This window comes from Lentibacillus cibarius, assembly GCF_005887555.1.
In the GTDB taxonomy this organism is placed as follows: Bacteria; Bacillota; Bacilli; order Bacillales; family Amphibacillaceae; genus Lentibacillus; species Lentibacillus cibarius.
The window spans coordinates 1,906,120-1,930,238 of the sequence record NZ_VCIA01000001.1 but is presented as its reverse complement, the minus strand read 5'-3'; the positions used below and the strand labels follow the sequence as shown (position 1 = coordinate 1,930,238).

The following is a 24,119-nucleotide window of genomic DNA, read 5'->3' as shown; positions in this document are numbered from 1 at the left end:
GCAACAAAAAGCTGAATTACTGCTGAGCAATTCCAGCTTTTTTGACGACATGAACGATATACCTTACTATACATCAAGATTTTGAACATACTGCGCATTTTCTTGGATGAAATTACGACGAGGTTCAACTTTATCGCCCATAAGCATGTCAAAAATATAATCGGCATCCATCGCATCGGACAATTCCACCTGAAGCAATGTCCGTGTTTCCGGATTCATGGTCGTTTCCCAGAGCTGAGTTGCATTCATTTCACCAAGACCCTTATAACGCTGTAGTCCCGGCTTCGGCGTATTCGGCAGTTCTTCAAGAATGCGCTCCATCTCCTTGTCATCGTATGCATAGTGAACAGTCTTGCCCTGCTGTATTTTATACAACGGTGGTTGTGCAATATAAACATAGCCATGTTCAATCAGCGGACGCATATAGCGATAGAAAAATGTTAAAAGTAACGTACGGATATGTGCACCGTCAACGTCAGCATCAGTCATAATGACAATCTTGTTATATCGTGCTTTCGTTATATCAAATTCATCACTAATTCCTGTTCCCATTGCAGTAATCATGGCGCGGACTTCATTGTTTGATAAGATTTTATCGAGACGAGCTTTCTCCACGTTCAATATTTTACCGCGTAATGGCAAGATTGCCTGAAAATGCCGGTCGCGTCCCTGTTTTGCAGAGCCGCCCGCAGAATCACCCTCAACAATATATAGTTCACTGATGCTAGCATCCTTTGAGGAACAATCTGCAAGTTTACCGGGTAGGTTGGACACTTCTAGTGCACTCTTCCGTCTTGTTAATTCACGTGCCTTTTTGGCAGCCAGCCGAGCACGAGATGCCATTAATCCTTTCTCCACAACAATTTTTGCGACATCGGGATTTTCAAAAAGGAACTTGGAGAAAACTTCGCTGAACGCTGAATCAGTTACCTTTTTTACTTCACTGTTGCCAAGTTTTGTTTTCGTTTGCCCTTCAAATTGCGGATCTGGATGCTTGATAGAGATGATAGCTGTCATACCTTCACGAACATCATCCCCACTTAAATTCGGATCAGTTTCTTTGAACATATTGTTTTTACGGGCGTAATCATTAATGACACGTGTCAGGCCAGATTTAAATCCGGCTTCATGTGTACCGCCTTCATACGTATGGATATTGTTAGCATACGAATAAATATTGCTCATGAATCCGTCATTGTATTGGATGGCCACTTCAACTGTGATTTGCTGGTCTTCACTTTCGGCATAAAACGGCTCGTGCAGCACTTGGCGATTCCGGTTAATAAACTCAACATAGGAGCTAATCCCGCCCACGTAACAGAATTCTACAGGGTCTTCATCTGTCCGTTTATCTTCAATCGAAATGGTAATACCTTTATTTAAAAATGCTAGTTCCCGCAAACGTTGTGTGAGGGTGTCAAAGTCAAACTCGGTCTCTTCGTTGAAAATTTCCGGGTCTGGTTTAAATTGTGTTTTTGTCCCCGTTATATCCGATTCACCAACGGTTTCAATTTTTCCCTTTGGTACGCCTTTTTCAAACCCAAGGTAATAAATTTTCCCGTCGCGGTATACATAGACATCCAATGTACTTGATAAGGCATTAACAACCGATGCCCCGACACCATGCAGACCACCGGAAACCTTATATCCACCACCGCCGAACTTACCACCGGCATGCAGAACAGTCATAATCACTTCAAGGGCTGGTTTTCCGGTCTTTTTCTGTATATCAACAGGAATACCGCGACCGTTGTCGATAACGGTAATGCTATTATCCTTTTCAATAATAACTTCAATCCTATCACAATATCCGGCAAGTGCCTCATCAATACTATTGTCCACAATTTCCCATACTAAATGGTGTAATCCCTTTTCACTTGTTGAACCGATGTACATGCCGGGCCTTTTCCGTACTGCTTCCAATCCTTCTAGTACTTGTATCTGATCAGCGTCATATGCCTGTTCATTTGAAACTTTTTCTTCTGCTGACATCTTATCACCTACGTTTCTGCTTATAACTGTTCCTTAACAACCATTACTCTAGTTCTTCAACAAAGTCATCAAGTTTACTGATTGTCGAAACCATGCCTGCCCGTTTCTCCAGTGCGGCAACAGACAGGGAGCTGTAGTAAATTTGTTCTGTTGTGATAATAATTGACTTCGCTTCATCCGACGGGCCGTAAACTTTTTGCTTTACGTTGGCATTATCCATCATCTCTTCCATGATATTTGAAGATGTAATCATATTGCGGTCGATAATCAAAACAACATCTTCTTCACGAATCACATGGTCATTGCCAATATGAATAAACATCGTATCCCTCCACAGTCATGTATGTGCAACACCGTCCGCCACACGAAATAATTCAGCTTCCCTTAATGTGTCATGATTAATACCATCAACACTTGTTGTCGTTACAAATGTTTGAACTTTCCCCTGGATTGTGTTCAATAAATGGGATTGCCGATGATCATCTAATTCACTTAGCACATCATCAAGAAGTAGAACAGGATATTCACCAACTTCACTGGAAATAAGATCAATCTCGGCAAGTTTCACTGATAATGCGGCTGTACGTTGCTGTCCTTGGGATCCATAAGTCTGCACATTTTTCTCGTTGACATAAAAAATGAGATCATCCCGGTGCGGTCCTGCTAAAGTGGTGCCACGTTCAATCTCTCTTTCCTGTAATTCATGGAATTTATTGGTATACACTGTTTCTAGCTTTTCCCTGTTGGCTGATTCTGATACCTCTATCGTGGGAGAATACTGGATTTCAAGCCTTTCCTTTCCACGACTAATGCTCCGGTGAACCGGGGAAGCCCATTTCCGGAGTAAATCAAGAAAGGTAAACCGACGCTCTAGCAGAGTAGCCGCATGTTGCACTAGCTGGTCTGTTAGAACGTGCAACATTGTCAGATCTTGTTTTTCCCGCCGCTGCATCTGTTTTAGTAAATGGTTTCGCTGCCGCAATGTTTTCTGATATTGACCAAGATGGTAAATATATGCCGGCTGTATCTGACCAAGTTCCATATCAATGAACCGCCTTCTGATCTGTGGCGATCCTTTAACAAGTGATAAATGTTCCGGGGCAAACATAACAACGTTCAGTGCACCAATATAATCACTAAGTCGTTTCTGTTCCAAATGATTTAATTTCGCCTTTTTCCCTTTTGCTGACAAAATAATTTCGAGCGGAAAAGTTCGATTCCGTTTATTTATCTGTCCTTTTATTGTAGCATACGAATGTTCCCAATGGATAAGCTCTTTTTCCCTTGGAGTCCGATGTGATTTCGTGAAAGCAAGCAAATAAATTGCTTCCATCAGGTTTGTTTTCCCTTGAGCATTTTCACCGATAATGACGTTGATTTTATCGTCAAAGGAAAGATCTAATTCGGAATAGTTCCGGTAATTTTTCAGTTGTATTTGTTCAATATTCATGGAAACTCCCCGCGACTATTCTTCTGACACAATAAAGAGGCCAATGTCTTCTATCTCTATCGTGTCATTTGGATACAACTTTCTACCTCTTCTATGTTCGTGCTCACCATTAACTAATACCCCAATATCCTGCAGGTAAGCCTTAACCATTCCCCCGGAATCAAGCACATTTAAACGTTTCATAAATTGACCTAACGGAATATAGTCTGTATTTATTGGTACTTTTTCATATTCTTGCATACGTTTCACCAGTCTTTTGATTATTAGCTTTACGCTTTATATACTTCCTATCTATTTTACTAAATTTTAACCGTTTAGGGAAGGAAAGTGAACTTACTTCTTTTATTGTTCATTAACTGCAGGAGCTTACTTTTTGAGGTGATGGCCGGGCTTGAAAGTTTTCACACGTTAAAGAGGAACAAAGGAAATTAGTGGGTATACCAAAACATGGAACAGCTAAAAAAGGGCTAATGACCTGTTTTCAGCTGTTCTGACATTGGCATATAAAAATAGAATTAATACGTTCTTACAGGCAGAATCAATTGCAAAATAGGATCGCCATTAGCTGGTTTAATAATGAATGGCCGCATGGCACCGGTGAATTCAATGATCACTTCATCATCTTCAATGGCTTTCAGAGCATCCAGCATATATCTTGAGCTGAAAGAAATTTTTAAGTCTTCCCCCTCCATTGCCTGGACAGATACTTCTTCTGCTGCCTGTCCAACTTCCGGTGAATTACTGGTAATCTGTAATACCTGATGATCTTTGGTTGTTAGTTTAACGACGTTATTTCGTTCATCCCTGGCAAGTAGGGAGGCACGGTCAATTGTATCAATTAACTCTTTCGTCTTCACATGAAGTTTCGTCTGGCTTTTTTCCGGAATAAGCCGGGATGTTTCCGGGTAATTTCCATCCAGTAGTCTAGATAAAAAATGCAAATGCTTTGTACGGAATAAAATCTGATTGCTTGTGACACTGATTTCTACCTTTTCACCTTTGTCATCAAGAATCTTATATAACTCATTGAGGCTTTTTCCCGGAACTACAATGTTAGAAAATTGTCCACTAACATCACTGACCGGTACGTTACGAGCTGCCAGCCTATGACTGTCCGTTGCGGTGAAATGCAGTGTATCATCCTCAATTTTCACATTCACACCAGTAAGAATTGGCCTTGTTTCCATTGTGGATACAGCAAAACCGGTTTGTTTAATCAAACTTTTCAATAGATCAGATTGGAGTTCAAAACTATCATCAGTTTGCAGCTGTGGTAACTTAGGGTATTCGTCAGCATCTTGGCCATTTAGATTAAACTTAGCCTTTCCTGAACGAATGGTTACGTTTAGGCTGGAATCAGCTTCAATTTCAACTGTTTTTTCTGGGAGTTTTCGTATAATATCCGGAAAATAACGCGCCTGGACGACAATACTTCCTTCTTCAATTTGTTCCACATGGACGATTCCATCCTCTTCAGTCGGTATATGTGATTCAATTGAAATATCCGAATCACTTCCAGTTAAGGTAATTCCGTCTACTTTGGCATCTATTTTCATCCCGGTCAAAATAGGAACGGCAGCTTTTGCCGAGATAGCTTTCATGACATCTTGCACACTGGAAATGAGTTGGTCGCGCTGAATGACAAATTTCATGAAAATTAATCTCCTTTTGTATACATATTTATATTATTTATTAATAAAAATATAGTAATAATAACAGTAAGGGCTGTAGATATGTGGATATCCCCATAAAAGCCACATACTTGGAGTTATTCACATGTGGATAATGTGTTGACAGGTATGGTTCACTCATCCACATAATGAACAAGGTTTTTTTCTAAAATGATTTAAGTTGTTCCTTTAATTTTTCGATATCCTTTTGCAGCAATGTATCATTTTCCATCGTTTTTACGACTTTTTCATGTGCGTGAATGACGGTTGTGTGGTCGCGCCCGCCAAACTCTTCTCCGATTTTTGGAAGAGAAAAGTCAGTGAGCTCCCGTGCTAAGTACATGGCTATTTGTCGAGGGAAAGCAATGGATTTCGTACGTTTTTTGGCCGCAAAGTCTTCCAGTTTTACATTGTATTTTTCCCCTACAGCTTCTTGGATAGATTGGATTGTAATCGTGCGTGGCTTACTGCTTGGTATGATGTCTTTTAAAGCATCTGCAGCAAGCGATGCATCGATATCCTGGTTTACGAGTGACGAATAGGCAACAACTCGGATCAATGCCCCTTCCAGCTCACGTATATTGGTGTCAATCTGATTAGCAATATAGAGCATGACTTCATTCGGAATGTCAAGCCCTTCCGCTTTTGCCTTTTTATTTAATATAGCAATCCTGGTTTCTAAATCAGGAGGAGTAATATCCGTGATGAGTCCCCACTCAAACCTTGAGCGCAAGCGATCTTCCAGTGTTGGTATTTCTTTTGGTGGACGGTCACTAGATATAATGATTTGCTTGTTTTCCTCGTGTAGTGTATTGAACGTATGGAAAAATTCTTCTTGTGTTTGTTCTTTTCCAGCAAGAAATTGAATATCATCAATCAGTAAGATGTCCACATTGCGGTATTTATTACGAAAATTCGCCGCTTTGTTATCCATAATTGCATTAATAAATTCGTTGGTAAACTTTTCAGATGTTAAATAGTCCACTTTGGCATTTGGATTATGATCCTGTACATAGTGTCCGATTGCATGCATCAAATGTGTTTTTCCAAGCCCAACACCACCATAAATAAACAGCGGATTATATGCCTTTGCAGGTGCTTCAGCTACTGCAAGCGATGCAGCATGGGCAAACCGATTTCCTGATCCAATGACAAAGGTATCAAAGGTGTATTTCGCATTCAGCATTGTTTTTGCTGTATCGGATGTTTCCGCATTGTTTGCTGTTGGGATTTTCTTTTGTGGTTGATTGGTGTCATCTTCGGCCTCCTGGGCATCAGGGATGATAAAACGGGTCGACAGTTCTGCTCCGGTGATCTCAAGCAGTATTTCATTAATCAGATTTGTGTACCTGCCTTCAAGCCAATCTCGTGCAAATTCATTTGGAGCGGATATCGTTAGCGTATTATTTTCCAGCGATTCGGCTTTGGTGTTTTTTAACCATGTATCAAAGCTTGGTTTACTTATTTGGTCTTCAATATTTTTTAAAGTCGCATTCCATAAATCGTCAATGTTTTCCATATGGTTCACCCCTCGTATATTATGTTTAGGCCCTATCATTTGAGCCCATATTTTCTTACTTTTCCTGCTGGATATAGTCAAAAGTCTTGGACGTCCCGTGATGTTCCTAGATAATGGTCTTAGGATCATTTGGGACAATTCTTTTCCCCCTTGTGGCTAGACCACACGTAAAGACTGTTTCCCAGTGTGCGTTCGGACCTTCCTACTCGCAGGCTGTGCACCCTGAATCTCGAACCTGGGTGTTAGTAGCCCCAGGGCGGCTTTCGAATCAGGGTTAGTACTTATACACGAGGTTGCTGATCGGCGTTCACACTAGGGATATCTCAGGGCGTCCAAGAAATAGTACCAATGATTCTAAATCGAAAGGAGGAGAACCCCCCATGAAATTATTTGCTGGATTAGATGTTAGTTCTTTTGATATCAAGATTTGTTTGCTGGATGGTGAAGGAGAAAAGGTTAAATCCTTCACGGTTTCCAATGACCTTCCTGGTGCTAGTGAGCTTCGGGATACTGTTTTGGAATATTTGCGTGATCAGGCTGTTGATACGCTCAAATTCGGGCTTGAATCCACGTCCGTTTATAGTTTTCATCCATCCATGTTTCTTCATCATGATGAGGCACTCAAAGCACTTGGCGCAGAGGTATTTGTCATGAATCCAAAACAGATTGCGAACTTTAAAAAGAGTTATAGCGACATGGACAAAACCGATGAAATTGATGCGTTCGTCATCGCCGATTATCTGCGTTTTGGCCGATTGCCAATGTCTGTTGTCAAAGAGAGCCAATATGTTGCGCTCCAACAGCTTACACGCTCCAGGTATCAGCTAGTTCATCAGGTTACCAAGGAAAAGCAGCACTTCCTTCAACACTTGAGTTTTAAATGCAATACCTTCAAAGAGGAAGTCGATTCTTCCGTTTTTGGGAATGCCATGATGGAACTGTTTTTCGAGAAGTTCAGTCTGGATGAACTTGCGCAAATGCCGGTTGAAGATCTAGCTGATTTTCTACAAGAAAAGGGCAGAAATCGCTTTGGTGACCCGGAATGTGTTGCGAAATCCATTCAGAAAGCCGTTCGTTCTTCTTACCGTCTGGACAAGGTTGTGGAAGACTCTATCGATGTTATTCTTGGTACAACTATCGAAGTCATTCGCACACTCCAAAAACAGATAAAGGAAATTGATAAAGCAATCGAGCGTATCATGGCTGGACTGCCACAAACGCTTGTCACTATCCCAGGCATCGGGCCCGTGTTTACTGCGGGAATCATCGCCGAAATCGGCCAAATTGAGCGATTTGATGATGAAACTAAGATAGCCAAATATGCAGGCCTTTATTGGCGAAAGCACCAATCAGGCCGCTTCACAGCTGACGACACTTCACTTACGCGTAACGGGAATCAGTACCTCAGATATTACCTGGTTGAAGCCGCCAACTCGGTAAGACGGCACGTTCCTGAGTATCAAGCATATTACGCGAAAAAATACAGTGAAGTACCTAAGCATCAACACAAAAGAGCACTCGTCTTAACCGCAAGAAAATTAGTGCGTTTGGTGGATGTGCTACTACGCAATCACCAAATCTACACGCCAAAAAGGAGCGTGAATGCATGAAGCACAAATAGCTTCTAAATCCTTTTACTGATTACCAGTAATTTCCATTTATTTACTGGTCTAGTTTCCTGATGCCTTTTTTCGCAAAATTGAACCTTGACAATCGAATATTTAGTTATTTTCCTCTTGACATATCACCGCAGGTCTTTCAACGTTGAATAGATGATAGAAAAACCCTTCCTCAATCTTTCATACGGTACTGCGAATGAAAGATGGAAAGGCTCTGTAACTGGCGTTGTTGTTTATATTTAATTGTGGATTGCGAACCCCTTATACCAGACTGAAAGCGGTACTTGTTTACATTATCCACATTGTTGTTAATAGAAAATACACAAAGGTGTGAATACATATCCACACACTATCCACAACCTGTGGAGAACTTTTGAAGGGTGATCTGTTATACACATGTTAAAACACAAATATGATATCAAAAAAAATCCAAGTGTGCAACGGTTTTTCGCCAGTTATCCACAATTTCAACCGATTGTAGACAATACTTATCCACACTACTATATTTTGTGAGTGAATTGTCGATAGAAGTTGTGGATAATAGAAAAGTGTCGAAAAAAGGGACACAAAGGCATGTGGATAACTTTTTTACCAATTGTAAGTTGACAGGCGGGAGTTGTTTTCCTTATAATTACCTAGACTGTGATTACAAATAATTAAACAGCTTTGTAATTCCTCGGGAGGTGTAGGATAAATGAAACGACCATTTCAACCAAATAACCGTAAACGGAAAAAAGTACATGGTTTCCGTAAACGTATGAGTACAAAAGACGGACGTCAGGTTTTAAAACGTCGTCGTCGTAAAGGAAGAAAAGTATTATCTGCATAGACCACTGAACCCTTCAGTGGTCTTTTTTCCACTTATGCATGCGTGGACATGCGTGGAGATCATTACTGTTGATGGATAGTTACAGTTTCCAATTAAAAGGTGATAGCAATGAAAAAAATGAATCGTATAAAAGATAATAAACAATTTCAATATGTGTTCAAACATGGTAATTCATTTGCAAACAGGCAGCTTGTTCTATATTATATGAAGAGGTCAGAACTAACGCATTTTCGTGTTGGGTTATCTGTTGGAAAAAAGATTGGGAATGCTGTAACGAGAAATCGGATTAAACGTTATTTACGACAAGCGTTTCATGAGTTGGAGGCAGGTGTACTTCCGGCGTATGATATCGTCATTATTGCCCGGCAGCCAACGAAACGAATGAATTTCCATGAAGTTAAAAAAAGTTTGATGCATTTATTGTCAAAAGAAAAGCTGTTATCAAAAAAATATTAGCGTTTTTCATTTTTATATAGAATCTTATTATTTGTTAGTGGTAAAATAACTAGAAAATGGGTTACATATAGGGTTTTGTCAGTTAGGAGGAAATGTGTTGCGCAAAAAATTGTTATTACTGGCGGCTGTGATCGGGCTGGTAGTGGTTTTATCAGGATGTACGCAAATTAATGAACCGATAACGTCGGAAAGTGAAGGTATTTGGAATTCATATTTTGTATATCCATTGTCACAGGTGATTATATATTTAGCTGAGTTATTCAATGGCAGTTACGGTCTGTCGATTATTGTTTTGACGATTTTTATTCGGCTAATTCTGCTTCCATTGAACGTGAAACAGCTGAAAAGTTCCAAAGCGATGCAGGACATACAGCCGGAGATAAAGGAATTACAGCAGAAATACGCGTCAAAAGATGCTAACACACAGCAAAAGCTGCAGCAGGAAACCATGCAGCTATTCCAGAAGCATGGCGTTAATCCGCTTGCAGGTTGTCTGCCGATTTTTGTACAAATGCCGATTTTGATTGCGATGTATCATGCCATTAGGCGGACGCAAGAGGTAAGTGGTCATTCTTTTCTTTGGTTTGAATTGGGTTCACCGGACTATATTTTGCCTCTAATTGCTGGTGGAGCAACATTTTTGCAGCAGAAGTTAATGATGTCTGGTAGCGCGGCGGCGCAAAACCCGCAAATGATGGTTATGTTATATGTCATGCCAATCATGATTACTGTTATTGCGTTTATTTTTCCGTCGGCCTTGGCGTTGTACTGGGTGGTAGGTAATGTCTTTATGGTTGCCCAAACGCTTTTAATCCGCAAGCCAATGATGAATGATAATAAAACTGGGGGAGTCAAAAAGTGAGAGAGATAACTGCTAGTGGACAAACGGTTGAAGAAGCGGTCCAATCAGCACTAGAGCAGTTAGACACCACAAGGGACCAGGTCGAAGTTGAAGTCGTTGATGAAGGAAAAAAAGGTCTTCTCGGTGTTTTTGGTTCCAAGCCGGCAATTGTCAAAGTTAATATGCCGTCGGATCCAGTTGAACAGGCCGAGGAGTACTTACAACAAATCATTGAAAAAATGGGAATACCCGCTGAAGTGACGACGGAAGTTTCCGGTACGCAGGTTAATTTTAATGTAACCGGGGATCATATTGCATTAATTATTGGGAAGCGTGGGCAGACGTTAAATGCCATCCAATATCTGCTGCATCTTGTCATCAACAAAGACAGAAATCATCACTATAGCGTGTTGGTTGATGCGGAAGGGTATCGGGAACGCAGAAAAGAAACCCTAGAATCGCTGGCTCGTAAAATGGTCGATAAATCCCTTAGGCTTAACAAGGAAGTAAAACTTGAGCCAATGCCGGCATTTGAACGTAAAATTATCCATCATGCATTGCAGGATAATAAGCAGATCGCAACTTCTTCTGAAGGTGAGGAACCGCATCGGTATATCGTCATCAAACCATAACAGTATAAGTACTTTAAAAACTCCTGGGACACCGGGGGTTATTTTTTTTGCTTTAAGAGGTTGTCAAAAAGTCCGTAAAAACGCTTTGGCAGGGGACCTTCCGCTAAAACCGCCCACGTCAATAGCCAACTGCAGAAGTCACCACTCGAATATAAATCAAACTTGAAATTGATTCCTTATGCCCTGTTGATAACTGTGATACTCTAATTCCTTTTATTCACATGTGGATAAAAGGAATTAGGATATATAAAAAATAAACTTGTTAACACTGTGGACAAGTTTATTTTTTATTTGATTTATGATATTCTATTAAGTTAGTGGTGGGAAAACTAATACTTTCTATATAGATGTAAAAATGAGGAAGATGGAGGTGAAGAATATGGAAACAGATACAATTGCTGCGATATCAACACCAGTTGGAGAAGGCGCCATATCGATTGTTCGCTTAAGTGGTGAGCAGGCGATACCCGCGACAGCTAAACTGTTTCAGGGGACAAATTTGATTGAAGCGAATACGCATACGATTCATTACGGAAAGATCATGGACCCTGCTGTCAATGAGGTTGCCGAGGAAGTAATGGTAACTGTGATGCGCGGACCGAAGACTTTTACACGGGAAGATGTTGTTGAGATTAATTGCCATGGTGGTATGGTTGCGGTAAATCGAGTGCTGGAAATTGTTCTGGAACAAGGTGTGCGGATAGCTGAACCCGGAGAATTTACGAAGCGTGCGTTTTTAAACGGGCGAATCGATTTGTCTCAAGCCGAAGCGGTCATGGATGTGATCCGGTCGAAAACGGATAAAGCCATGTCAGTGGCGCTTAAACAGATGGACGGTCGGTTGTCGGAACTAATTGGCCGGCTCAGGCAAGAACTTCTGGAAACAGTTGCACACGTTGAAGTGAATATTGATTATCCGGAATATGATGATGTGGAAGAAATGTCTAATACAATGATGCAAACGAAGACGAAAGAAGTGCACGGAGAACTGGAAAACTTATTGCAAGTTGCTAAACAAGGGAAAATTTTACGTGAGGGGATCGCCACTGCTATCATTGGACGTCCGAACGTTGGTAAGTCATCCCTGATGAATACACTCGTACAGGAAAATAAGGCGATTGTAACGGAAGTACCGGGAACAACTCGTGATATTATTGAAGAATATGTTAATGTGCGTGGTGTCCCACTAAGATTGGTCGACACTGCCGGCATACGAGAAACAGAAGATATTGTTGAAAAGATTGGTGTGGACAGATCCCGGGAAGTACTGCAGGATGCTGATCTCGTTTTGTTGGTATTGAATTATAATGAGCCACTAACCGAAGAGGATGAAAAACTGTTTGAAGCGGTGCAGGGACTTGATTATATTGTGATTGTTAATAAAACAGATTTGGAACAACAGCTTGATTTGGACAAAGTAAACGAGCTTGCTGCCGGGAAACCAGTTATCACAACGTCGCTCATTAGAGAAGAAGGAATCGATCAGCTGGAATCTGCTATTGCTACGACGTTCTTTGCCGGTGATGTGGATACAGGAGATATGACGTATGTTTCCAATGTGCGCCATATACAACTGCTCAAACAAGCAAAGCAGGCATTAGAAGATGCGATGGAAAGTCTGGAAATAGATATGCCACTAGATATTGTACAGATTGATGTTACAAGGACGTGGGAATTTTTAGGTGAAATAGTCGGCGATACTGCCAGTGACAGTTTGATTGATCAGTTGTTTTCTCAGTTTTGTCTTGGAAAGTAGTTCGCTTTAAGCTAGGTATGTAATGATAAATAATAAGAGGAGAAAGGGTGAAAAATGATGGTATATGATGCTGGACATTATGACGTTATCGTTGTCGGTGGGGGACATGCCGGTGCAGAAGCAAGTGTTGCCGCAGCAAAAATGGGTGCAAAAACCCTAATGTTGACACTTAACCTAGACATGATTGCTTTTATGCCGTGTAACCCATCACTAGGAGGACCCGCCAAAGGTATTGTTGTTCGTGAAGTAGATGCACTTGGCGGTGTCATGGCCAAAGTTATTGATAAAACACACATCCAAATGCGGATGCTGAATACGAGAAAAGGTCCCGCCGTACAGGCATTGCGTGCACAGGCAGATAAACCTATGTATATTAAAGAAATGAAACATGTCTTGGAAAGTCAAGAGAATTTAACACTAAGACAAGGTATGGTTAATGAACTAATCGTGGAAGATGGTGTATGTAAAGGGGTCATTACGGAGACGAAAGCTGCCTATTATGCAGACTCGGTTATTATTACTACTGGTACCTTTATGCGTGGAAAAGTACTGATGGGTGATCTTGAGTATGAGAGTGGCCCCAATAATCAACGAGCATCCATCAAGTTATCGGAAAACCTGGAAGAACTTGGTCTTTCCATTACGCGATTTAAAACAGGTACACCACCAAGGGTTAACAGTCATTCGATTGATTATTCCAAAACAGAGGAACAACCTGGTGAAGAGAAGCAACAAAGTTTCTCGTATGAGACAACGGAATATATTACCGATCAGATTCCATGCTGGCTCACGTATACGAATGAATTCACACACCAAATCATCAATGACAACTTATCACTGTCGGCAATGTATTCCGGTATGAAACGCGGAACAGGTCCACGTTATTGTCCGTCCATTGAGGATAAGATAGTAAGATTTAATGACAAGCCTCGCCACCAAATCTTTCTGGAGCCTGAAGGAAGAGATACAGAAGAGGTTTATGTACAAGGACTATCGACTTCTTTGCCAGAATATATCCAGCATGACATGGTTAGAACAGTCCCAGGGCTGGAAAACGCTGAAATTATGCGTGCAGGCTATGCGATTGAGTATGATGCGGTGATTCCAACACAGCTATGGCCGACATTGGAGCTAAAAAATGTGTCAGGTCTATTTACAGCGGGACAAATAAATGGTACCTCCGGATACGAGGAAGCAGCGGCACAAGGTATTATGGCCGGGATTAATGCTGCAGCCAAAGTACTTGGTAAAGAGTCACTTATTCTGGACCGTTCTCAGGCATATATTGGCGTTCTGATTGATGATTTGGTCACAAAAGGTACCAAAGAGCCATACCGACTTTTGACATCACGTGCTGAATATCGTTTGCTGCTTCGTCATGATAACGCTGATATGCGTTTGACAGAAATCGGCCATGCTTACGGATTGATTAGCGATGAACGGTATGAACAATTTACAGAAAAGAAGCGACTAGTTGACGAGGAAAAACAACGCCTTAGCAAAATTGTCATCAAACCTGAAGAACCTGTACAATCGATGTTGAAGGAAGCAAAAGGCTCACCGTTGAAAGAAGCAGTTAAAGCATATGATTTAATGAAACGACCTGAAGTTACGTATGATATGGTGGAACAAATTATTGAGCCGAACAACGACCTGCCGCAAATTGTCAAGGAACAGGTAGAGATTCAAATTAAGTATGAAGGATATATTAAGAAGGCGAATGAACAAGTGGATAAAATGCTGAAAATGGAAAACAAAAAAATACCAGACAACATTGATTATGATGATATTGATGGTATTGCTTCCGAGGCGAAGGAAAAGCTAAAAACGGTACGTCCGCTGTCAGTCGGTCAGGCCTCCCGTATCTCCGGTGTGAACCCTTCCGATGTATCCATCCTGCTTGTTTATATTGAGCAAGGAAAAATTGCCCGTGTTGCCAACTGATTAACGTGCTGTTATAAATGTTGAATGGCACTGATATGACAACCATTATAAAGGAGTTGCCATGAATGACACCCGAACAATTTAAAGACGGACTGCATGAGAGAGATATTAATATAAGCCCGGAGCAGGCCGAACAATTTGAAACTTATTTTCAAACACTGGTGGAATGGAATAAAAAAATAAACCTGACCACGTTAACTGCCAAAGAAGATGTTTATTTAAAACACTTTTATGATTCTATATCTGCTGCTTTTTACTATGATTTCACAGGCAACAGTCATATTTGTGATGTGGGTGCTGGGGCTGGCTTCCCCAGTATCCCGCTTAAAATATGCTTTCCGGAATTGCAAGTTACGATTGTTGATTCATTAAAAAAGCGAATTCATTTTTTAGAACAATTGGCTACAAATCTGAATCTTACTGGTATTGCTTTTTACCATGATCGAGCTGAAAATTTCGCAGCAAATCGTACATTTAGGGAATCATTCGATATTGTAATGGCTAGAGCAGTGGCGAAAATGTCCGTTTTAAGCGAATTATGTCTGCCATTGGCAAAGAAACATGGGACATTCATTGCCATGAAGGGTGCCAGTGCTGAAGAAGAGGTAACAGAGGCGAAGAATGCGTTTAAGACGCTAGGGGGAGAACTGGTAACGACCCATTCTTTTCAACTACCTCAAGAAAATAGTGATCGATCAATTGTTATTTTACATAAAGTACATAACACACCGAAAAAGTATCCACGTAAACCCGGTACACCGGCAAAGAAACCAATCACATAAAATAGTTTTTAAATTGACAAAAAGATTATCGACAATTTCATACTTTTTCACCGTCATATATGATAGAATGTTGATAGAATGTAATAGTTTTTGCGTATTTATAAATAATTAATAGTTTTAAATTTTATATCTTTTTGTCAGACACTTGTTTTTTGCAAATGTTTCACGTGGAACATTTCCTAGATGGAAACAACGACATAAATCGGAGTGCCAACCGACAATAAACGATGTTCCAAACGAGCATCTTTTACGTCGGCATGCTAAGATCGCGACGTCCTGTGACAACGCCTGCACTAGTACTTCCTTTACGTCGCAGTACGTGGGCACTATCGGTTCGTGAAAAAGCAATGTGTGTACGGGTGAGATATAATAACAATAAAGTTTACGAAAACAGCTACAATTCATCGTTTCCGGTTTTTATTTTTAAAATGGCAACGCGAATAACTGAAACATATAAGAAATGATTGCCGTTGGCCTGGACAACGCTACACTGGTGGTATAGTTGAGTATGTTTTTTTAAGAAAAGGTGGTGATTTGGCAATGGTAAGTCCATTGAACCGACTATTTGGCATGGGAGATAAAAATGAATCAGTGCCAGAAAAAGAAGCCTACCATCCAGATGAAGTAACCGAACTTCCTGTTGAAAAAATCGAACCTAATAGGTTTCAGCCAAGGTCCGTATTTAGTGAAGAAAAAATTGAGGAACTTGCTCAGACGTTACATACACATGGGATGATCCAGCCAGTCGTTGTCCGTAAGATCGACGAGGAAAACAGTTATGAACTGATTGCAGGCGAGCGAAGATGGCGGGCAGCAAAACAACTTAATTGGGAGCGAATACCTGCCATCATTCGCAGCATGACTGATACAGAAATTGCCTCCGTTGCACTAATTGAGAATTTGCAGCGGGAGGAGTTGACGGTGATTGAGGAGGCTAACGCCTATGCACGCCTGCTGGATTTACATTCATTGACACAGGAAGCTCTGGCACAACGACTTGGTAGAAATCAATCCACTATTGCTAACAAATTACGTTTACTGAAACTCCCGGAAAAGGTACAAACTGCCCTTATGGAGAAACAGATTACGGAACGTCATGCAAGAGCATTAATAAAAATCAATGATCCTGAAAAACAGATCAAAGCGTTGGAAACAATCCTTGAAAAAGAGTTAAATGTTAAACAGGCTGAAGAACATATAGCTAAGCTCAGCCAAACCGGAGAGAAACCCGCAAAAAAACAGCCTAAACGAAAAGGTGTTAATAAAGATGTCCGGATTGCCATGAATACAATTCGCCAATCTCTCAACATGGTCTCAGATACTGGGATTGATGTGGAAACGGATGAAGAGGATCTTGATGACTTTTATCAAATTACGATTAAAATACCGAAAAAGAACTGATACATGTTTTTATATTATCTGAGAGAATACCATTCATCTTTGCAGAACGGAAGATGAGTGGTTTTTAAATTCTCATCCTTCTAACTGATGAACACATGAAGTACAGTGGGTTAAGTACGAAAGAAGATCAATACAAAACGCGTTTACAAATATTTCTTTCATTAAATAAATGTTTTCTAACAAATGGTCATATTAATAGCCTATTTCTTTTGAAAAGTGGTAGAATAATAAAGTATAGTTTTTAGGTAGGTGACATCATGGGAAAGATTATAGCCATTGCAAATCAAAAGGGCGGCGTAGGAAAAACAACATCAGCAGTTAATTTGAGTGCAGGTCTAGCAAAGTTAAACAATAAGGTATTAGTTGTGGACACTGATCCACAGGGGAATGCTACAAGTGGCGTTGGAATAAATAAGGCTGATATGGATCAGTGCATTTACAATGTCCTTGTGGAAGACTTGCCTGCAGAAAAAGTTTGTGTACCAACTCAAGTTGAAAACTTAGATATCATACCTGCCACAATCCAGTTATCGGGAGCCGAAATCGAACTTGTTCCTACCATTTCACGTGAAATACGCTTACAGAGAGCACTGGAAAGCCTAAAGGAAAACTACGATTATATCATTATTGATTGTCCTCCTTCGCTGGGATTGCTTACCCTTAATGCACTTACCGCAGCGGATAGCGTACTGATTCCCGTCCAATGTGAGTATTATGCATTGGAAGGACTTAGTCAGTTGTTAAATACGATACGGCTAGTGCAAAAACATTTAAATAAGTCCCTTATGATAGAAGGAGTTTTGCTAACAATGCTTGATGCAAGAACAAACCTTGGCATTCAGGTGATCGAGGAAGTAAAGAAATATTTTCAGGATAAAGTATATCAATCGATCATACCTAGAAATATCCGGTTAGGGGAGGCACCAAGCCATGGTGAACCAATCATTACTTATGATCCGAAATCCAAAGGTGCCGAGGTATATCTTGATTTAGCAAAGGAAGTGATAGGCAATGGCGAGAGGGTTAGGTAAAGGAATTAATGCGTTTTTCCCGCAGGATGTGGAAGAAAAAGATGATGATGTCATTCAGGAAATACCCGTTAATGAATGTCGTCCCAATCCCTATCAGCCAAGAAAGACGTTTCATGCCGATGCGATAACAGAATTAAAGGATTCTATAATCGAATATGGTATCGTTCAGCCGCTGATTTTACGGAAAAGCATTAAAGGATATGAAATTGTCGTTGGTGAACGCCGATTTCGTGCTGCTAAGGAAGCAGGTCTGGAAACCTTGCCTGCAGTAGTGAAGGATTTATCAGATGAAAAAATGATGGAAGTTGCCTTGCTGGAAAACCTTCAGCGCGAGGATTTAACACCGATTGAAGAGGCACATGCCTACCATAATTTGATGAACGAACTTGGTGTCACTCAGGATGAACTGTCAAAACGTCTGGGAAAAAGCAGATCACATATAGCCAATATCGTGCGACTTCTATCATTGCCAGAAAAGGTAGTAGCCCATATTAATAATGGTGAGCTTTCAATGGGACATGGACGTGCGCTACTTGGCTTAAAGGATAAGGAGAAGACTTTGCCTGTTGCTGATAAGATCCGTAAAGAAAAATTAAATGTGCGGCAAGCGGAACAGCTAATTGTCCAACTTAATGATCAGCAACAGAAAAAACCGGAAAAGCCGAAAAAAGATATCTTTCTACAGGAGCAGGAATCTATTTTGCGTGATCGTCTTGGTACAGCTGTATCCATTAATAAGGGAAAACGAAAAGGAAAAATAGAAATTGAGTTTTATTCAAATGAAGATCTTGAACGCATACTCGATACAATTGATAAATAAGATAAATTTCCAATCGCCGTTTCCGACTGAATAGGGCAATAATGGAAATGGGAAGAGGCTGACTGCAGGCAAGGTCAGTCTTTTTTTTTGCAAGATAAGAACCTATAAAATTAGCGATATAACTTTTACTTGCAAGGTTAAGCCACGTCCGGCTTCGACGCACAGGACGTGCTAGTGCAGGCGTTGTCACAGGACGTTACGGTTTTAGCCAGCAAGGACGCTTGCGCCTTTGTTGCACATAGCAAAGGATAAAGTTAAACTTTACTTAGTGGGATTAGGCACCATCTTGTACGTGCAAAATTGTTGGCTAACTTGATACGAATGATACTGTTGAAATTTAAGCTAATTCATTTACTATGTAATGCAGGCATTGTTTTTGTCCAAGTTTTCTAGGAACAGACTGGAACTCTTTTGGTGAAATAGATTGTACGACAAAGTAAGTCGAGTAAAAGTTAAATATGGGGTGTTTTTAAAAATGATATATTTTGATCAAGCAGCCTCTTCTCACCCAAAACCTTCAGAAGTGGGAGAGGCGATGATTCAGGCACTAAATGATATAGGCTCTAACCCCGGTAGAGGCAGTCACCGGCTTGCAAGGAAAGCTGCTGATATTGTCACGGATACCCGTGAACGAGCATCACGCTTATTCGGGTGTAGTGATCCACAAAAGGCGATGTTCTTTTCAAATGCGACAGAAGCATTAAATCAGGCAATCAAAGGACTATCATGGTCACAAGGGGATCACGTTATTGCCACTGTATTTGAACATAATTCGATTCGTAGACCATTGGAGTATGTGAAGCGAAAATATGGTGTCAGTGTGACATATATAGATTGGGATGGCGATACTGCTGCATTTGAACGAAATATCCGAGAAGCAGTTAATTCAAATACACGGCTTATTGCTATGACCCATGCTTCTAATCTAACCGGTGATGTTTTTCCGGTGGAACAAGCAGTTGCTATTGCTGGTGAACATGACATCCCAGTTCTTCTGGATGCTTCTCAAACAGCTGGGCATTTGCCAATAAACATGCGTGATATGGGAGTGGATATGCTCGTCTTTCCGGGACATAAGGGTTTATTTGGACCACAAGGGACAGGAATGTTACTTGTCGAAGGTACTGTGGAGCTTGAACCTATCTTGCACGGAGGAACCGGAAGTTTTTCCGAGGAACCTGAAAATCCACAAAAATGGCCGGAGAAGTTTGAAAGTGGAACATTAAACACGCCCGGTATTGCCGGTTTAAATGCTGCTCTCGCTGTGTATGAAGCAGAAGAAAATAAAAATGTTCCACGTGAAACAATGTTATGTCAGTCGCTGTTGGATAGTCTGCGGGACATTGATGGGGTTACTTGTTATGGGCCGGACGAATGCCAATTGCCCATTGTTGCCTTCAACATCTTAAATATACCGTCACAGGAAATTGCGATGATCCTTGATTCACATTATGACATAGCTGTTCGGGCAGGGCTTCATTGTGCGCCACTCGCACACCAATTTCTTGAAACAACCAATCAAGGTATAGTCAGAGCTAGCTTAAGCAAGTATAATACGAAAGAGGAAGTTAAACACTTTCTTCAGTCGATACAGGAGATTGTTTCAGCTTATAAAATGATGTGATAACTATTAGTAAATGGGGATGGGACGATGGCATTATTGGGAACATTGGTCAATGGGGGCTGTATTGTAGTTGGCAGTTTAATCGGGTTATTTTTCGCAAAAATACCAGAACACTTTAAAGAAACAGTGATGCATGGCATCGGTTTAGCCGTTATTTTAATAGGAATGCAAATGGCCTTATCAACAGAAGCGATTATTGTCGTATTGCTTAGTTTACTTAGTGGTGCAGTGATTGGGGAAATGCTGCATTTGGAAGAAGGGCTAAACCGTTTGGGAGAATGGATAGGGAATAAATTCGCATCAGCAAAAAATGACATAAGTGTTTCGCAAGGATTTGTGACAGCATCACTTGTTTTTGTGATTGGTGCCATGTCTGTAGTCGGAGCCTTGGATGGGGGACTGCGCGGTAACCATGAAGTGTTAATCACAAAGGGGATTATTGATGGATTTGTCGCGCTAGTTTTGACGACAACACTTGGGTTTGGGGTGCTTTTTTCTGTTATACCGGTTGTCCTTTATCAAGGTACCATTGCATTACTCGCAACGCAAATTGACCATTGGATTCCAGAACAGGTTCTAAACGGATTGATTGTTGAACTGACATCCATAGGTGGGTTGATTATTGTCGCAATTGGTCTGAATTTGCTTAACATAACCTCAATACGTGTTGGGAATCTGCTTCCGTCCATTTTAACAGTCGGACTAATCTATCCAATTTATCTACTAGTCACATAAAAAAACAACTTGCTTGGTGAAATAATTTCATATATATAGACTTAAAGCTCTGCTGCGTTACCTGTGGCAGAGCTTTTATATCATTTTTTTATTTTCTTTATGGGCAGTAGCATGTTGCTGTACAAGTTGTTCGTCCATTTGATACAGAAATGCGGCTATGCGTTTTGCCATGGAAACGACGAGAGAAAGTCTAGTATTTTGTAATATGGAGAATTCCATGAAGCCCCCTATATTGACGACTCCAGTAATATGTATATCCCCTATAGCTGGAAGTTTTTTGTTCAACGCTGCGCCAGGTTTTAATGAACCGGTATCCACCGTGATGGTTCCGACAGATGCTGGTTTACCTAAAGACGCATCAATGGCAATCACATACGGATTCTGATGCCGCATGCGGATAGAACGGATTGATTCTTCCATATTAGCGGCGTGTATGGGAGCGTCTAGTGTACCATAGAGGTGAATGTATTTTGGCTTTAGTTCAGCAAGAAACGATCCTGTAAATGGGCCAAGAGCATCTCCAGTAGACCTATCCGTGCCAATACAGACAACGACAAGTTCACTGGCGTTTTCAGGAAGCCAGGAAATAATTCGTTGTGTCATATCGTCTAGTAGGTCAGGGTCATCATACATTAATTGCAGTTTGTCATTTTTAGGGATGAAACGGTTAATTAGATTCATAGCTTTTCCTCCACAATCATAATGGTATTAGTATACGGAAAAAAATAAAAATCTATACATGATAAACAATGGAGGAAAAGCAATGTTGGGACCAGGTTTTAAGTGGATGTTTTTAATTATAGGCACAACCATCGGGGCCGGGTACGCTTCCGGGCGTGAGTTATGGCAGTTTTTCGGTCATGAAAGTGGACTTGCCATACTGCTGTTTTCAATTTTTTTCACGGTCAGTTGTTACGTTATCATGCATGTTAGCTATCGCAAGCAATCAAGTGATTATTTGCCGGTACTAAAGGTGATTGTCGGGACAAGGTTAACGAAAGTTTATGATATCATGATTTTTTTATATTTATTTACTACAACGGTTGTGATGATTGCCGGAAGTGGTGCGACTGGACAGGCATTCAGGATCTCGTACTGGTGGGGGGTGCTGGCCATTAGTATTGGATTGATTGCCTTGTTTCTAAAAGATATCAATGGACTGCTAACCGTTAATCAGGTGGTATTGCCTTTGTTGCTTGGTGGTTTGTTGTTCATTCTATTTTTATTTACCGTTGATCAGCAACTTAATTTGTTTATCAATTTGCATGAGCAGCGCAATTGGACTGCAGCATTTCCATTTACAGCACTAAATATTTTGCCGTTAATTGCAGTGTTAGGGGCCATTGGAAATAAAGTCAAGTCAAAACGAGAAATACATGTTGCTGCATTGGGAAGTGGGTTGATTTTAGGAACCATTTCATTTATTTATAACAGTAGCCTGATTCAAATAGCAGATGAGCTTTTACTATATGAAATTCCGTTATTTGCTATATTAAAACATTATCCATTTGAAATACTTATTTTTATGTCCATTCTTTTATGGTTTGCGATTTTCACAACGGCTGCATCAGGTATACTGGGAATAGCCACCAGATTGAAGAATATATGTAACATTCCCATTTGGATGATGGCAGCTGTCTTGATTCTCGTTATGATTCCACTTACCACATTGGGATTTTCTACGTTGATCAGTTATATTTATCCGGTCTATGGCATTCTAAATCTATACGTTCTTACCCGGTTACTTCTCTATCCGCTGTGGGGTAATAAGGAGGTATAGTCCGGCTTGCTTCTTTCTTTCCTTAACAGCATGATTGATGTAAAATTAATGTATAAAGTAATAGCCGGGGGTAATAGCTTGGAGTTTTTAAAGGAAAAATGGCAAAGTTTATGGGATTATCTAACAGGAGTGGACCTTTGGATCACGGTTGGATCAGCATTCCTTAATACCATTCTGATCATCATCCTGGCCATGCTTATCATACGTTTTGGTAACCGAGTGATCGAACGTGTTTTTGAAAACAGAACGCACAACCCATTCCGGATAACGGAAAGAAGGGAAGTCACGCTTAAGAAGCTAATTCAAAATACACTGAAATATACCGTTTATTTTATTGCACTTGTTATGATTCTGCAGGGTGTTCTGCAGTTGCCAATTACGAGTTTACTGGCAGGTGCCGGGGTTGCCGGCTTGGCAATTGGGTTTGGTGCACAAAGTCTTGTCCGCGATATCATATCCGGATTCTTCATTATTTTTGAGGACCAGTTTTCCGTTGGTGACTATATTTTTGTTTCCGATGCGGAAGGGACGGTAGAGGAAATCGGCTTGCGGACGACTAAAATACAAAGCTGGACAGGTGAGCAGCATGTCATACCGAACGGCAACGTGACGCAGGTGACGAACTACTCTGTGCATAATGGCCTTGCCGTTGTCGATGTAAACATTCCTTATGAGAATGATGCCGCCATGGCTGAGCGGCTTATTGAAACGGTTGGCAAAGGTCTTCCTGATCAATATGAGGAGATTGTTCGTGTACCGGAAGTCATTGGGGTGCAAACATTGGAGTCATCTCATTATGTCATTCGTGTTATTGCTGAAACGTTACCAGTTTACCAATGGGCAGGTGCACGCATTATGCGTAAGGAAATAAAAGAAGCACTTTATAAGGAAGGAATTGACATACCAGCACCACGTCTTGTTATGTATTCACGAAATCAGGAACCAACATCAATGGAAATACATCCCGATAAACACATACAGGAAGGAGAACAATAATGGCAGATAAAGAATTTGGCCTAAATGATGTTGTGCAAATGAAAAAGCCGCACCCATGTGGGGAAAATAGATGGAAAATCATTCGTATGGGCATGGATATACGAATTAAATGCGAGGGGTGCGACCATAGTGTTATGATCCCGCGCAAAACGTTTACTAAAAAAATGAAAAAAATCCTGGAAAAAGCAGAAGAATAATTTAATGGAAATTTTATGTATCATTACTAAATTAGCAAATTATGA

General features: G+C 40.6%; 23 protein-coding genes. 16 read left to right on the top strand and 7 right to left on the bottom strand.

Annotated elements, in window-relative coordinates; translation table 11 throughout:
• Window positions 1-66 precede the first annotated feature (66 nt).
• From gyrB to dnaA, 6 genes are all read right to left on the bottom strand, one after another.
• Entirely contained in the window at window positions 67-1,992 is a 1,926-nt protein-coding gene (gyrB, locus tag FFL34_RS09165; RefSeq protein WP_138603191.1) for a DNA topoisomerase (ATP-hydrolyzing) subunit B, read from the bottom strand.
• Between the two features lie 43 nt (window positions 1,993-2,035).
• Window positions 2,036-2,314, bottom strand: a complete 279-nt coding sequence (gene remB, locus FFL34_RS09160; RefSeq protein WP_138603190.1) for an extracellular matrix regulator RemB — start codon at window positions 2,312-2,314, stop codon at window positions 2,036-2,038.
• 15 nt (window positions 2,315-2,329) lie between these two features.
• Window positions 2,330-3,442: a DNA replication/repair protein RecF gene (gene recF, locus FFL34_RS09155; protein ID WP_138603189.1), complete on the bottom strand. Its 1,113-nt coding sequence runs from the start codon at window positions 3,440-3,442 to the stop codon at window positions 2,330-2,332.
• Between the two features lie 15 nt (window positions 3,443-3,457).
• A complete protein-coding gene (yaaA, locus tag FFL34_RS09150; protein ID WP_138603188.1) occupies window positions 3,458-3,682 on the bottom strand; it encodes a S4 domain-containing protein YaaA in 225 nt (74 codons plus the stop codon).
• A 275-nt stretch (window positions 3,683-3,957) separates the two neighbouring features.
• Window positions 3,958-5,094, bottom strand: a complete 1,137-nt coding sequence (gene dnaN / locus FFL34_RS09145) for a DNA polymerase III subunit beta (protein WP_138603187.1) — start codon at window positions 5,092-5,094, stop codon at window positions 3,958-3,960.
• Between the two features lie 184 nt (window positions 5,095-5,278).
• On the bottom strand, window positions 5,279-6,631 hold the full coding sequence (dnaA, locus tag FFL34_RS09140; protein ID WP_138603186.1) for a chromosomal replication initiator protein DnaA: 1,353 nt from the start codon (window positions 6,629-6,631) through the stop codon (window positions 5,279-5,281).
• A 380-nt stretch (window positions 6,632-7,011) separates the two neighbouring features.
• Here dnaA and FFL34_RS09135 point away from each other — a divergent pair, with 380 nt between their 5' ends.
• The 13 genes from FFL34_RS09135 (at window position 7,012) to FFL34_RS09075 (ending at window position 21,101) form a co-directional block, all read left to right on the top strand.
• Window positions 7,012-8,241 carry an IS110 family RNA-guided transposase gene (locus tag FFL34_RS09135; RefSeq protein WP_138601661.1) on the top strand — a complete coding sequence of 410 codons (1,230 nt, stop codon included), beginning with the start codon at window positions 7,012-7,014 and terminating at the stop codon, window positions 8,239-8,241.
• A gap of 703 nt (window positions 8,242-8,944) precedes the next feature.
• Window positions 8,945-9,079, top strand: a complete 135-nt coding sequence (gene rpmH / locus FFL34_RS09130) for a 50S ribosomal protein L34 (protein ID WP_138603185.1) — start codon at window positions 8,945-8,947, stop codon at window positions 9,077-9,079.
• A 108-nt stretch (window positions 9,080-9,187) separates the two neighbouring features.
• On the top strand, window positions 9,188-9,535 hold the full coding sequence (gene rnpA / locus FFL34_RS09125) for a ribonuclease P protein component (protein WP_138603184.1): 348 nt from the start codon (window positions 9,188-9,190) through the stop codon (window positions 9,533-9,535).
• A 97-nt stretch (window positions 9,536-9,632) separates the two neighbouring features.
• Window positions 9,633-10,397, top strand: coding sequence for a YidC family membrane integrase SpoIIIJ (spoIIIJ, locus tag FFL34_RS09120; RefSeq protein WP_138603183.1), 765 nt, complete (start codon window positions 9,633-9,635; stop codon window positions 10,395-10,397).
• Window positions 10,394-11,008: an RNA-binding cell elongation regulator Jag/EloR gene (jag, locus tag FFL34_RS09115; RefSeq protein WP_138603182.1), complete on the top strand. Its 615-nt coding sequence runs from the start codon at window positions 10,394-10,396 to the stop codon at window positions 11,006-11,008. The genes spoIIIJ and jag overlap by 4 nt, the downstream gene beginning before the upstream one ends.
• Before the next feature lie 379 nt (window positions 11,009-11,387).
• Window positions 11,388-12,764 carry a tRNA uridine-5-carboxymethylaminomethyl(34) synthesis GTPase MnmE gene (gene mnmE / locus FFL34_RS09110; RefSeq protein WP_138603181.1) on the top strand — a complete coding sequence of 459 codons (1,377 nt, stop codon included), beginning with the start codon at window positions 11,388-11,390 and terminating at the stop codon, window positions 12,762-12,764.
• Window positions 12,765-12,821: 57 nt separating this feature from the next.
• A complete protein-coding gene (gene mnmG / locus FFL34_RS09105; RefSeq protein WP_138604710.1) occupies window positions 12,822-14,708 on the top strand; it encodes a tRNA uridine-5-carboxymethylaminomethyl(34) synthesis enzyme MnmG in 1,887 nt (628 codons plus the stop codon).
• A 65-nt stretch (window positions 14,709-14,773) separates the two neighbouring features.
• Complete coding sequence (gene rsmG, locus FFL34_RS09100; protein ID WP_138603180.1) at window positions 14,774-15,490, top strand: 16S rRNA (guanine(527)-N(7))-methyltransferase RsmG; 717 nt, start codon at window positions 14,774-14,776, stop codon at window positions 15,488-15,490.
• Between the two features lie 540 nt (window positions 15,491-16,030).
• Window positions 16,031-16,891, top strand: coding sequence for a nucleoid occlusion protein (noc, locus tag FFL34_RS09095; RefSeq protein ID WP_138603179.1), 861 nt, complete (start codon window positions 16,031-16,033; stop codon window positions 16,889-16,891).
• A 257-nt stretch (window positions 16,892-17,148) separates the two neighbouring features.
• Window positions 17,149-17,922: a ParA family protein gene (locus tag FFL34_RS09090; RefSeq protein ID WP_138603178.1), complete on the top strand. Its 774-nt coding sequence runs from the start codon at window positions 17,149-17,151 to the stop codon at window positions 17,920-17,922.
• The gene (locus FFL34_RS09085) at window positions 17,903-18,742 is read left to right on the top strand and encodes a ParB/RepB/Spo0J family partition protein (protein WP_138603177.1); all 840 of its coding nucleotides are present in this window, start codon (window positions 17,903-17,905) and stop codon (window positions 18,740-18,742) included. Before FFL34_RS09090 ends, FFL34_RS09085 begins: the two co-directional genes overlap by 20 nt.
• 475 nt (window positions 18,743-19,217) lie before the next feature.
• Window positions 19,218-20,366, top strand: coding sequence for an aminotransferase class V-fold PLP-dependent enzyme (locus tag FFL34_RS09080; RefSeq protein ID WP_138603176.1), 1,149 nt, complete (start codon window positions 19,218-19,220; stop codon window positions 20,364-20,366).
• 27 nt (window positions 20,367-20,393) lie between these two features.
• Complete coding sequence (locus FFL34_RS09075; protein WP_138603175.1) at window positions 20,394-21,101, top strand: DUF554 domain-containing protein; 708 nt, start codon at window positions 20,394-20,396, stop codon at window positions 21,099-21,101.
• A 75-nt stretch (window positions 21,102-21,176) separates the two neighbouring features.
• On the opposite strand, the gene yyaC is transcribed toward FFL34_RS09075, so the two are convergent.
• Window positions 21,177-21,782, bottom strand: coding sequence for a spore protease YyaC (yyaC, locus tag FFL34_RS09070; RefSeq protein WP_138603174.1), 606 nt, complete (start codon window positions 21,780-21,782; stop codon window positions 21,177-21,179).
• Window positions 21,783-21,864: 82 nt separating this feature from the next.
• On the opposite strand from yyaC, the gene FFL34_RS09065 reads away from it, so the two are divergent.
• The 3 genes from FFL34_RS09065 to FFL34_RS09055 all read left to right on the top strand — a co-directional run bounded on the left by FFL34_RS09065 (window position 21,865) and on the right by FFL34_RS09055 (window position 24,074).
• Window positions 21,865-22,881, top strand: coding sequence for a YkvI family membrane protein (locus FFL34_RS09065; RefSeq protein ID WP_138603173.1), 1,017 nt, complete (start codon window positions 21,865-21,867; stop codon window positions 22,879-22,881).
• A 78-nt stretch (window positions 22,882-22,959) separates the two neighbouring features.
• Entirely contained in the window at window positions 22,960-23,877 is a 918-nt protein-coding gene (locus FFL34_RS09060; RefSeq protein WP_138603172.1) for a mechanosensitive ion channel family protein, read from the top strand.
• Entirely contained in the window at window positions 23,877-24,074 is a 198-nt protein-coding gene (locus FFL34_RS09055; RefSeq protein WP_138603171.1) for a DUF951 domain-containing protein, read from the top strand. Before FFL34_RS09060 ends, FFL34_RS09055 begins: the two co-directional genes overlap by 1 nt.
• Window positions 24,075-24,119: the final 45 nt, after the last annotated feature.